Genomic DNA, 12,000 nt, shown 5'->3' with positions numbered 1-12,000 from the left:
CATCTTAAGCGTAAATCTTTTGTGGGAAAGGAATGGCCATGGAAAATTGGATTATATCAATGATGGAGCAATACGGATTATGGGGTGTCTTTTTTTTAATCGCCCTTGAAAATTTATTTCCACCGATTCCATCTGAAGTCATTTTAACATTTGGTGGTGTCATGACCGGCTCAACGGATTTGACGGTCACCGGCGTTATTTTAGCGTCAACAGCTGGATCAGTCATTGGAGCCGTTATATTATACGGAATTGGCCTGTTAATTGATGTTGAAAATTTAGAGAAAATTATTGATCGGTATGGCCGTTTTCTTCGTGTGACAAAAAAAGATATTCATCGTGCGGATAAGTGGTTTGATAAGTATGGCGTATGGACTGTATTTCTTTGCCGAATGGTACCCCTTATCCGCAGTTTAATCTCTATTCCAGCTGGGATGTCGAACATGAACTTCTTTTTATTTTTAATCTTCACGACAGCCGGAACACTAATATGGAATACAATCCTTGTGAATCTCGGTGCAGCATTTGCTGATTCATGGCATACAATCGTTGATTATATGGATGTGTATTCAAACGTTGTATATGCAATCCTTGCCATTCTGTTTGTTGCTGCGATTGTCTGGTACGTGAAAAAAATACGCCGTCGTTCATGAAAAAAAGTCCGGAAATCGTTTCCGGACTTTTTCAAATCGCATAACGATCCATCTTTCTTATCCGATATGATAAGACGTGACCATCTTTGCGCAACCAGCCGTTTCACAATTGCCCTGCAAGGCTTTCCAAAGCTCCAATCTGGATTTAGTCGCTGTTACTTTTACACCGAGCCGGGCAATTTTATCAACTATTTCGCGAGTCCTATCTGCACTCTTCATCGTTATCCATCCTTTAATGTTTTTTTGTTTATACGTTTTATATAAAAAATTGTTTCACTTTTTTTAGATGTATTCTTCTTTTTCCCCGTTTCGCTAATTTCAATCCGGTTTATTCTGATTTTTTTCCTGTATAATAAACAGCAAGAACAATTTTGAAACAGGTCGGTGATAAACGTGACGATCGGTATTCCAATCTGGCCATGGGCTGCATATACTTTATTCGCATTGAATGTTACATTCGCCGTAGTCGTTATTTTCCTTGAACGACGTGATCCTAGTGCAACTTGGGCATGGCTTATGGTACTCTTTTTCATACCTTTTCTTGGTTTTTTTCTCTATCTCGTCTTCGGACAAAATTTAAGCAGAAGCCGCCTGTTTGATTGGGATGATAAAAAGAAAGTCGGCATTGAAGAGCAGATCGACCATCAAAAACAAGCCATCAAAGGAAGTGTTTTTCCTTTCGCCAACCCACATACCCAGAAAAACGCAAAATTGGTGTATATGCTGCTCAGTCACAATGACGCTGTTTTATCTGAAGATAACAGCGTCGATATTTATATAGATGGCAACGCTAAGTTTGAAGCATTAATAAAGGATATACGCAATGCGAAAGACCATATACACCTTCAGTATTACATCTTCCGCTTTGATGAACTTGGAAAAAAATTAATTCATGCTTTAACTGAAAAAGCACGAGAAGGTATTGAAGTATGTGTGCTTTTTGATGACTTAGGCTCCAGAAAGTTAAGACGGCGCCATTTTAAAGAATTGATTGAAGCGGGAGGCGTTGTAGAAGTTTTCTTCCCGTCGCCCATTCCTTATGTTAATTTACGCCTTAACTATCGTAATCATCGAAAAATTGTTGTTATTGACGGACAGATTGGCTACGTGGGCGGATTCAATGTCGGTGACGAATATTTAGGAAAAGATCCATCGTTCGGTTACTGGCGTGATACACATTTGCGCGTGAAAGGCAGTGCTGTTCATGCCCTTCAGACACGATTCATATTAGACTGGAACCAGGCGTCAAAACAGCATGACTTTGTGTATGAGGAACGACTTTTTCCTGCACCCGTAACAAAAGGCGATGTCGCACTTCAAGTGGTCACAAGCGGCCCGGACTCTGAATGGGAGCAAATTAAAAGCGGTTACTTTAAACTCATTACAACCGCTAAAAAGTCCATTTACATTCAGACTCCCTATTTCATTCCAGATGCGAGTATTTTAGATGCACTTCGGATCGCTGCTTTGTCTGGGATTGATGTAAAAATTATGATTCCAAATAAACCTGATCATATGTTTGTTTACTGGGCGACGTATTCATATGCGGGTGAACTTATGAAAGCCGGGGCAAAAATTTATATTTATGATGATGGATTCATTCATGCGAAAACGATTGTCGTAGATGATAAGTTAAGTTCGGTCGGTACAGCTAATATTGATGTGCGCAGCTTCCGGTTAAATTTTGAAGTGAATGCATTCATGTATGATTATGAAAGCGGCAAAGCGCTCGCAAAAATTTTTATGGATGATATGCTCGTTTCGTATGAATTAACACCTGAATTGTATCAACAGCGCTCTTTAATGATTAAGTTTAAAGAATCCATTTCTAGATTACTATCTCCAATCCTTTAAAAGAAGCGAAATTTGCTTCTTTTTATTTTTTTGTACCAAATAAGTAAAAAAGTTTTGAATTTTTTGTGAACATATAGTATTATATCTTTACAAACTATTTATGAGGTGATTAATATGGATCGAGTATTGATGAAGCGTTTAAATAAACAAGGACTTATTTTTGCGGCGGTCCATACGGTGTTTTTCTTAAACCTCGCATTCGAGTTCATTGTCTCTTCTTAATTTTAAAATAAGCATGGGTACACTGCTCAGTGCAGTGGCCTTTTTTATTTTGCACATGTAAAATAAAAGAAACATCATAAAGGCGGGATTCTGATGAAAAAATCACAAATTGAATATAAAATTGCCGAACTGAAAATGGATTATATGCGTGTGCAAGGTGATATTGAAAAATTGGAATCAACTGGACATGGCACGACAAAAGCAGAAGAAATGTTGACAGCAATGGAATTAGAATTGAAAGCCTTAAATGAACAGCTGCTCGCAGCGACAGAATAACAAAACCTTGATTTTGATTTAGTCGCAAAAAGAGCCGCCTCACTACCTGGGGCGGCTCTTTTCAATAATAACGCCACGAATTTTCATAGACTTCAATTAAATTCGGCCGTATTAATGTATTCGGTTTTAACGTCACTGGATGGCCGTTCTCATCTTCTATATGGGCATCCTCATCTTTGCCGAATTCTGCTAGCGCTGGCAGCATATCCGTCGTTAAATAGCGTGTATCGTCCATAATACTCAGTTTAGATAACTGCACGGGTTCACGCGATGCTAAAATAAATCCCCACCCGCCGAAGCTTGGAATATCAGCATGTAAATTTTCCGTTTTCAATCCGGCTTCTTTAATTGTTTTATCAATCGTCCAATATACTTCCGGCGCAAAAACAGGGCTTGTCGCCTGTATCACCGAAGCACCATCTGGCTGCAAATGATTGCGGATAAGCGAATAAAATTCCTGCGTATACAGTTTATTCAGCGATTCATTATTGGGATCCGGTAAATCGACGATAATAACATCATATAAACTATCCGCTGCTTCAAGAAACTGAAAGGCATCGTCATTCACCACATTCACACGACTGTCATCAAGCGAACCTTTATTTAATTCCGTCAATAAGTGATTCGTTCGCGCCTCTTCTGTCATTGCTGGATCGAGATCGACAAGTGTCACCTTTCCCAAATCTTCATATTTCAACAACTCCCGCATGGCAAGCCCGTCGCCGCCGCCTAGGACAAGTACATCGTTATGACGCTTGGATGCAGACATAACTGGATGCACAAGTATTTCATGATATCGATGCTCATCTGAAGAGCTGAACTGTAATTGCCCGTCTAAATAAAGACGTGTATCTCCCTGCTCACGCGTCAAAATAATTTGCTGATACGCTGTCTGCTCGGAATACACGACTGGATCATGATACAATTTTTGTTCAAAATGAAAAGCTGCTTCTTCTCCAAATAATGCACCTGCGATTAAAATAAGCAAAAATACAACACCTGATACTGCATGTAACGTGAATCGTTTCAATTCTTTTTTAAAACGGAATACTATCCAAAGAGCAACAGCTACATTAATAAGGGCAACGAGAAACGATGTTTTGACTAATCCAAAGTACGGACGGAGTAAAAATAAAAAGAGCAGTCCGCCCACTAACCCGCCGGCATAATCGGAAAACAGTACTTTCGCTGCACTTTTTTGCAGTGAAACGCCAATCTCATTTGCTTTCCGAATTAAAATCGGCAGTTCTACACCGGTAAGCGTTCCAACTAATAATGTAACGCTGTATAAAAAAAGGGCATCGGTCCCGTCTGGCAAATATGCCGTTACGCCAAAGAGCAGCATCGATGAAAAACCACCGACAAGACCGATACCATATTCAATCCAGATAAATGATGCAATCAAATGATTCGTCATTTTTTCACTTATGTATGCGCCGATACCCATTCCGGTTAAAAAAAGGGAGATGGTGAGCGTATACTGCTTCACTCCATCTCCTAAAATGTACGAACCGAGTGCACCGAACAGCACTTCAAATATAATTCCGCAAATCGATACGATACCTGATGCGTAATAAATCGAACGGCTTTGCCGGATGGATTCCTGTTCAGTCATGTGAGCACCGCCTTACGAAATCGAGGCGCCAATAACAAACGCCAGGCCAACGGAAACAGAAAATGAGACAATACCTACTGCTAGATTTCCCTCTTTCAACTGCTCTTCCACTGAAAAATTTCTTGTGAATAGTTCAAATAAAACATAGGCTACTAATTGAAGCACCATTCCGAATAATCCCCAGTATACCGTCTCTAATATCGTATCGTTGTGGAAAATAGAAAACGTAAGAATGATGCAAATACCGATAGTTTTTCCACCAATCGACAACGCAACCGCTGCATTGCGGCCTTTAATTTCATCCCAATCTTTATACTTTCTCGTTATCTGTTCAAAAATCACCAAACCTACTACCACGATTGCAATGGCAATCGCATAATACAAAAACGTCAACAAAAATGGGTTCACAACCGAATCCCCTCTCTTAATATACTATTACTTGCCTGATCCTGGGCCGCCACCTCGAAACACGGAGCCTCTCCCGTATGTACCAGATGAAAATGAACCGTAGTATCCACCGCCCGAGTAGCAATCATCGTTATTTTGACGGCACTTGTTCGACTGCGTCCGCTCCCAGTTTGAACCGAAACGGCCATTTAAAAACGAGCCTAGCAGCATGCCCGAAAAGAAACCGGGATTGTAATGCGTACGGACAAACTCATCTTCTGCTACTTCAACAAGTGTCGATCCTGGATTGTCTGGATCTTCTGTTAATATAATAAACTCATCATCATAGACGAGCACTTGCCTACCGTCTACTTCTTCACCGATTTGTTCCGGTTTCTGTACTTCGATCAATTCTGCTGCTGTATCCGGGACACTTTTATTTACCCGGTATACAAGTGCACGGTCATTTGAACTCATGTTGTTTTGAACGGCGTCGACGAACGTATAATTTTCATCAATATAATCATCGGCCTCTGACAATCCGCACGCAGCAAGAAACACGACAAACGCAATCGTTCCGGTTAGCCATCCTTTTTTTATCATAAATGAAACACTCCAAATGAACAGAAACGGCCCGCCCATCTATGCGGGCCGCGGTTCCTTATTCTTTTCCGAGCTTTTGTTTAAGTGCGGCCAGTTCATCATCAACAGCACTGTTTTTCTTCAAAGCAGCCAGTTCATCATCAAGGCTGCGCGACTCGGCACGCAAATCTTCTGATGTTTCCGCTTCTGCTTCATACTGCATCACTTTCTCTTCCATCCGTTCAAAGCCGCGGCGTGATTCATCACCGCCAACGGATGACATCGCACGGTTCATTTTCGTTCTCGTTTTTGCAGATTCCGCACGCGCTTTTAAGGAATCTTTTTTCAAGCGCATTTCCTCGTACTCTCGCTTCATTTCAGACAATTTATCGCGCAGGATCGCAACATCTGATGCCGCTTGTTCGTGCGCGGTACGCATGGAGTCCGCCTGCTGAGCGTGAACATTTTTATCTTCGAGCGCGCGGCGTGCCAAGTCTTCATTGCCTGCTTCAAGAGCGTCAATTGCTTGCTGCTGGCGCTTTTCCACCATGCTGTTCGCATCATCGTATTTCTTTTTCAACATTTTTTCATTTGCCAGCTGTTTCGCTACAGCTGTTTCCGCATCACGAATATCCGCCGCCATTTCCCGCATAAATTGATCAAGCATTTTAACCGGATCTTCTGCTTTTTCAAGTGCCGCATTTAGCTCTGATCCAACATATGTCTGTACACGTTTAAAAAATTGAAACATGTTATCTCCTCCAATTTGTTTAGCTTCCTGCCAAGATGGTCACTTCATATTCTTCAATTTCATATCCGTAACTGACTTCCACATCTCCGCCCCATACTTCAACAGATAAAAAATGTTCTCCCGAGTCATCCATATAGTCATAATAGTCCACATTTTTTCCGTGGACGTTCTCACTGCGGCCTTCTCCTTTTACATATGCCTGGCCCTGTTCCTCTAAATAATATGTTCGGCCGTCATGCGTCACTTTTCGCGTACCCGGTTCGAGCCCCGGCAGGCGAATCGTTTCATACATCCCCACTTCAAGCTCATCATCAAGCTCAACGCTAAGCCAGATTACTTTCCCGCTTGCTGCCAACTGGTACGCATCCCACGTATAACCGCTGTCGTTATAGTGAATCTTGCCAGTCACTTCATAATCGGCAAGATCATATGTGACGAAATCGCCTACACGTACATTTAAAAGCGTACGATCTTTCGTTTCGGGAATTTTTTCATCCGCTCCTTTAAACAGACGTTTAAAAAAACTCATTTGCTTTTCACCTCACATATACGTACGCACAAATTATACCTCGGTTTCATTTTTCTGAGTATAACAAAAAATAAAGCATTAAAAACACGCAAATAATGATCTGATTCAATTGTCATCTGCAAAAACAACAGCCCGTCCAGCTATTTTAAGAAGTAAAAATAGTCAAATGACCTGGAAGCACTTTTAATTCAAACGGCACAGTATCCGCCATATCACCGTCTACATTTGCTTTCAACTCCAGCGATGAACTGATTTTCAATTTTTCCGATGTGAAATAAATGACATCAGGATCTTTTTGAAAGTCTCCTTTTAATAAATTTGCCCCAATCCGCAGCAATTTAGGCAGCGCCACATTTTTCACGATAAAGCAGTGAAACTGTCCATCGGCTACTTTAGCATCAGGTGCAAGCTTTTCAAAGCCAGCGACCGAATTCGTCAATGCTGCTAAAAAAAGAAGCGATTCTTCTTCATATGTGCCGCTATCTGCTTCCACTGTGATCGTAAATGGTGTTTTATCCGTCAATGTTTTTAATCCTTCGATAATATACGCAAGCGATCCCATTGATGTTTTTTGTTCAGATGTGACTTCACCAGTTGCTTCAGCAATGCCTCCTAGTGCTAAAACATTCAAAAAATAGCGGTCATTTATTTTACCGATATCCGCCAATTCCGTCTTGCCCCCTAGCACGCCAATCGCTTCTATCAGATCAATCGGCACATTGAGCGCACGTGCAAAATCGTTCACTGTTCCAAGAGGAATGACACCCATCTCAGGACGATACGGCTGTTCGGCAAGGCCATTGACCGTTTCATTCATCGTCCCATCGCCGCCCATTGCAATAACAGCATCATACTTTGAATCACACCCTTCTTTTGCAAAGCGCATCGCATCTCCTTCCCCTCCCGTCAAACGTATATCAACGTTATACCCGGATTTTTCAAGCTGTTCCTTTACTTGATCAATGTGTTCTTCTGCTTGCTCCTTTCCAGATGATGGATTAACAATAATCATCGCTTTTTTCACTGCGGGGACCCCCTGTTTTTTTGATTTGCGATTACGGTAAAAGTGACCGGTGCCTAGTTCGTCATTTAATCCCTGTTCCATTTGTTCAAGATTTTCTTTCGTCACAGGTGGATCGTTCTCCGACCAGTTGACATTATAAACGAAGTAATATCGGTTGATAGGCCGAAAAATGACGGTTGAATTCGGAAACTCGGCATAAATTGCTTTTATGTTATATCGCTTTGTGTAAAACCACTTTATTAAATTCATGTTTCTTCACCTAAGCATGGTATACCCGAAAATTGACGAAAAGAACATCGTCATGTGTGCTTTTTCGCTAAAATTAGTGAAAGGAATATACGAGCGGACGAAGAAAGAATTAAAGATAAATAGGAAACGGAGGGATACAATTGGCTGAAAGGTACAGTGCAAAAGAAGTTGCAGCAGCGCTTGAGATCAGCCTGTCGACGCTTGGCAAATATGTGATGGCACTTGAAGGGGCAGGGTTTCGATTTGAAACAGGCAAACGCAATGAACGGCTGTTTGATGAAAAAGAGCTGGCGACGCTCCGGCGCATGATCGAAACCGCTTCTTCCAAAAAATTGCCCCCGGGTCAAGCAGCAAATCTTATTGGACAAAACGCATTTTTCTCGATTATTGACAGACGCCTTTGCGCACTTGAAGAACAGCAGGCACATATACTGGCGCTACATACAGAACTGGCTGAAAAAATAGCTCGGCTTCCGGTCCAGCGTATTCCCGATTATACTCCGCCCCCTTTTTTATCTTTTCCACGTCGAAAAGGAGGATTTTTACGCTTTTTGTCGAAATAGCACCTAGACTACGCATATATGAAGGAGACAACATTTTGAAAAAAGCACTATTCTTTGACCTCGATGACACACTTCTCAACGATAAAAAAAGCATTCAAACGGCATTTGACGTAACGTGCGGTGAGATTGCCGAAAAATATGAAAAAGATGCTGGAGAGATTGAACAGCATGTCCGTACTGCTGCTCATGCACAATATGAAACGTATTCTTTTTATCCAGTGACGGTTTCTATTGGCATTAACCCATTTGAAGGACTGTGGGGTGATTTTGGCGACGTTCATTATAGTCTATTCCGTGATATGGGTGAAAACATTGCGGATTATCAGCTAAAAACGTGGAAAAATGGCCTGTCTGCAGCAGGTATCCCTTCTTTTGAAGCTGAATGGGCACGTGAGCGTTTCCGTTCCGTTCGCCGCGAATCACCATTTGTCTATGAAGAAACGTTCACGGTACTTAATGAACTCCGTGAAAAAGGGTACCGTCTTCTTTTATTGACAAATGGAGCGCCTTCCCTTCAGTTAGAAAAATTAACGATGACTCCGGAGCTTGTCCCTTATTTTGATTATATTTTAATTTCGGGCCATTTCGGGTTTGGCAAGCCGGAAAAAGCAATTTTTGATCATGCGCTGAAACTAATGAATGTCGAAGCAGCAGACGCTCTTATGGTTGGTGACAATCAAGGGACGGATATTCTTGGTGCAACGCGTGCCGGCATAGAATCCGTCTGGATTGATCATGGTGAAGGCAAAATCATTGATGGAGCAAACCCACATCATACGATTGGCCGTTTAAAAGAAATTTTGACGATCGTATAAAAATGGTTTATTCTTCTCTGAAAACGGGTATATGAGTTTAAACAAAGAGATAGACCTGTTTGACAGGGCAGAGGAGAGAAATGGATGAATAAACATTTTGAACCGTCTAAATTGGACATTAAAGTTTTTGATCAGAAAGATAGCCGCCCGTTCGCAGAAAATGTGATGATCGATAAAGAAGTATATGAACTTCGCGACGACACGATGAGAACACCGCTTGAAAAAGCAGAAGTCTTTGAACAGCTGTTACAAACCGAAGATGCTTGTGAGCTATGGATCATCCCAGTAACAGAATCGACGTCTTCATTCACACAGACGTTATCAGAAGAAAAGACATCAGCTCTTTTCGGCATGCTGTCAATGATCCATGAAAAGGTACAGCGCGACCGTACTTTTTTAGTCGTTGGCCCCGACTGCTCTAAAAATATGACCAGTAAGGTCGAACAGCTTGGCTATACCGTCGTTCCATGTGAACAATCTGAACTTGAATCTCTAACAGTCGAATATTAAAAAGCGATGAGCGCTCTGTTGAGTGTTCATCGCTTTTTTATGCATGCATTTATATTCAGTTATTAATATATTTTTCAAACACTTTCCCAAAATCTTTTACGCGGTACCTTGAACTTGATTGCACTAACCAGTTAAATGCATAATTATTTATTTTTTCAAATTCGCCCGCCAGATCAATTTGCGTCTTTGTAATATGTTGAACGCTGCTTGCTGACATATCAAGACTTTGCTGTGAATAGCCAAGATACATCTCATTTTCATGCTGCATTTCGGCAATTTTCAATAATGCCTTATACAAATCTTTTAATTCTTCAAGATGCTTTTTGTGCACGTCGATTGAATACGTTTCATTGCCGAGTGTAAATTTAATTTCCACATCAAGGTCAACTGTACCTGCCGTCTCAAGCATGACATTCGAGACGCGATTCGTGACATAGTTAAATCGGCGCAGCATTCTCTTTTTGCTAACGGCATTCGCACCGTCAACGTGAACGAGACCGAGATTCGTGAAGCAATACTCATCTGCTTTTGATTTAATTAAAAAATAAATTTTTTCATTATCTTCATGCATGATGTAATCATCAGCATCTACCTTATCGTAATCCGCTGGTTTAATAACCGCTCCAACATCGCTCAATCCAAGTACATCCGCTGCTACTTTTCCAAACATAAATACCCTCTCCTTTTTTATACAGTATGTGAATGAATACGTTTAAAAAATTTAAAAGTTTCATTATATATGCAACTAATTTCTTTTTTCCTTTTTAGTCACATTATAATCAATTTAGAATAAAAGCATCTATGTTTCCTTCACATTCGATACTCACTTCTGATCAAATAAAAAAGCTTCAAAGTCTCATTGACTTTGAAGCTTGAACTGTTTATTCACCAACTACAAATTCAAAGAATGCCCCGGACTCTGCCCGGAACACTCCTTATTAATGAATATCTTTTTTCTTAAATCGACCGCCACGCACTTCAGCGATATCCCCTACCGCAAGAAATGCACCTTCATCCATATCTTCCACGATCGATTTTAGTTTAGCTTCTTCAAGGCGGTTAATCACACAAAAAATAACTTTCTTATGATCGCCGGTGTATGCACCTTCCCCGTTCAAATAGGTCACACCGCGTCCGAGGCGGGCAATAATTGCTTCCCCGATTTCCTGGTATTGATCGCTAATGATCCATGCTGATTTCGATTCATCAAGACCTTGAATAACAACATCAATCGTTTTAAATGCGATAAAATAGGCAAGAACGGAATACATCGCTCGGTCCCATCCGAATACGAATCCACCCCATAGAAAAATAAAAATGTTAAAAAACATGACAATTTCACCTACGGAAAAAGGCAGTCTTTTATTAATTAAAATGGCGAGAATCTCTGTCCCGTCAAGCGAGCCTCCATAACGAATAACGATGCCGACACCCGCTCCAAGCGCCAGCCCACCAAATACCGCTGCCAGTAAAATGTCCTCTGTAAACGCGGGGACTGGATGAAAAAAAGTGGAGGCAACCGATAAAATCGCGATACCGAAAACCGTCGATAACGCAAATGTCTTTCCGATTTGCTTATATCCGAGGTAAAAGAAAGGAATATTTAATAAGAATAAAAACAGACCGAGTTTCACACCTGTCAATTTCGATAAAATAATAGAGATCCCGACAATTCCGCCGTCCATTATCGAATTCGGAACAAGAAAAATTTCAATTCCAACCGCCATCATAACAGCACCGATAAAAATAAATAAAATCCGTTTAATCAACCTTCTAAATGTCAATCTTCGGTGCTGTTTTTGAAGCAGACTTTCCTGTTCCGTCATTGGTTCATTATCCATGCGTCCACGCCCCTACACTCTATTTCCTTTATTATAACTATTTTTCACACAAAAAAAAAGCGGTCTTACTGAAAGCGTTTTCTTTTTTTGGAGGAGTAAGCATTCTTTTTTCTATAAAAAAACCTTTCGAAA

15 protein-coding genes are annotated in these 12,000 nt (G+C 40.9%); 6 read left to right on the top strand and 9 right to left on the bottom strand.

Annotation, left to right across the window (positions count from 1 at the left end; all coding sequences use genetic code 11):
- The first annotated feature begins 38 nt into the window (after positions 1–38).
- Positions 39–650 carry a DedA family protein gene (locus AWH49_RS12670; protein ID WP_018395434.1) on the top strand — a complete coding sequence of 204 codons (612 nt, stop codon included), beginning with the start codon at positions 39–41 and terminating at the stop codon, positions 648–650.
- A 57-nt stretch (positions 651–707) separates the two neighbouring features.
- On the opposite strand, the gene AWH49_RS20400 is transcribed toward AWH49_RS12670, so the two are convergent.
- Positions 708–869 (bottom strand): Lmo0850 family protein, encoded by a 162-nt coding sequence (locus tag AWH49_RS20400; protein ID WP_169815997.1) that lies wholly within the window; start codon positions 867–869, stop codon positions 708–710.
- Positions 870–1,043: 174 nt separating this feature from the next.
- Here AWH49_RS20400 and cls point away from each other — a divergent pair, with 174 nt between their 5' ends.
- A complete protein-coding gene (cls, locus tag AWH49_RS12665; RefSeq protein WP_082862827.1) occupies positions 1,044–2,504 on the top strand; it encodes a cardiolipin synthase in 1,461 nt (486 codons plus the stop codon).
- 315 nt (positions 2,505–2,819) lie between these two features.
- Positions 2,820–3,002, top strand: coding sequence for an SE1832 family protein (locus tag AWH49_RS12660; protein WP_018395430.1), 183 nt, complete (start codon positions 2,820–2,822; stop codon positions 3,000–3,002).
- Between the two features lie 61 nt (positions 3,003–3,063).
- Here AWH49_RS12660 and AWH49_RS12655 read toward each other — a convergent pair whose 3' ends face one another.
- From AWH49_RS12655 to AWH49_RS12630, 6 genes are all read right to left on the bottom strand, one after another.
- Positions 3,064–4,617, bottom strand: coding sequence for a polyamine aminopropyltransferase (locus tag AWH49_RS12655; protein ID WP_063966013.1), 1,554 nt, complete (start codon positions 4,615–4,617; stop codon positions 3,064–3,066).
- Between the two features lie 12 nt (positions 4,618–4,629).
- A complete protein-coding gene (locus AWH49_RS12650) occupies positions 4,630–5,025 on the bottom strand; it encodes a DUF350 domain-containing protein (protein WP_063966012.1) in 396 nt (131 codons plus the stop codon).
- Between the two features lie 27 nt (positions 5,026–5,052).
- Positions 5,053–5,607: a DUF4247 domain-containing protein gene (locus tag AWH49_RS12645; RefSeq protein WP_063966011.1), complete on the bottom strand. Its 555-nt coding sequence runs from the start codon at positions 5,605–5,607 to the stop codon at positions 5,053–5,055.
- 58 nt (positions 5,608–5,665) lie between these two features.
- Positions 5,666–6,337: a PspA/IM30 family protein gene (locus AWH49_RS12640; RefSeq protein WP_018395426.1), complete on the bottom strand. Its 672-nt coding sequence runs from the start codon at positions 6,335–6,337 to the stop codon at positions 5,666–5,668.
- Positions 6,338–6,356: 19 nt separating this feature from the next.
- Positions 6,357–6,866 (bottom strand): DUF4178 domain-containing protein, encoded by a 510-nt coding sequence (locus AWH49_RS12635; RefSeq protein WP_063966010.1) that lies wholly within the window; start codon positions 6,864–6,866, stop codon positions 6,357–6,359.
- A 145-nt stretch (positions 6,867–7,011) separates the two neighbouring features.
- Positions 7,012–8,139: a diacylglycerol/lipid kinase family protein gene (locus AWH49_RS12630; RefSeq protein ID WP_244886839.1), complete on the bottom strand. Its 1,128-nt coding sequence runs from the start codon at positions 8,137–8,139 to the stop codon at positions 7,012–7,014.
- A 140-nt stretch (positions 8,140–8,279) separates the two neighbouring features.
- On the opposite strand from AWH49_RS12630, the gene AWH49_RS12625 reads away from it, so the two are divergent.
- The 3 genes from AWH49_RS12625 (at position 8,280) to AWH49_RS12615 (ending at position 10,027) form a co-directional block, all read left to right on the top strand.
- Positions 8,280–8,702 (top strand): hypothetical protein, encoded by a 423-nt coding sequence (locus tag AWH49_RS12625; RefSeq protein ID WP_063966009.1) that lies wholly within the window; start codon positions 8,280–8,282, stop codon positions 8,700–8,702.
- 35 nt (positions 8,703–8,737) lie between these two features.
- Positions 8,738–9,517 carry an HAD family hydrolase gene (locus tag AWH49_RS12620; RefSeq protein WP_018395422.1) on the top strand — a complete coding sequence of 260 codons (780 nt, stop codon included), beginning with the start codon at positions 8,738–8,740 and terminating at the stop codon, positions 9,515–9,517.
- 84 nt (positions 9,518–9,601) lie between these two features.
- Positions 9,602–10,027, top strand: coding sequence for a hypothetical protein (locus tag AWH49_RS12615; protein ID WP_063966008.1), 426 nt, complete (start codon positions 9,602–9,604; stop codon positions 10,025–10,027).
- A gap of 55 nt (positions 10,028–10,082) precedes the next feature.
- Here AWH49_RS12615 and AWH49_RS12610 read toward each other — a convergent pair whose 3' ends face one another.
- Together AWH49_RS12610 and AWH49_RS12605 are read right to left on the bottom strand one after the other, a co-directional pair.
- Positions 10,083–10,697, bottom strand: a complete 615-nt coding sequence (locus tag AWH49_RS12610; RefSeq protein WP_034288525.1) for a PH domain-containing protein — start codon at positions 10,695–10,697, stop codon at positions 10,083–10,085.
- 268 nt (positions 10,698–10,965) lie between these two features.
- Positions 10,966–11,853 carry a YitT family protein gene (locus tag AWH49_RS12605; protein WP_026221827.1) on the bottom strand — a complete coding sequence of 296 codons (888 nt, stop codon included), beginning with the start codon at positions 11,851–11,853 and terminating at the stop codon, positions 10,966–10,968.
- Between the last annotated feature and the right edge of the window lie 147 nt (positions 11,854–12,000).

The organism is Domibacillus aminovorans, assembly GCF_001643235.1.
GTDB lineage: Bacteria > Bacillota > Bacilli > Bacillales > Domibacillaceae > Domibacillus > Domibacillus aminovorans.
This window is presented reverse-complemented; position numbering and strand designations above follow the sequence as displayed.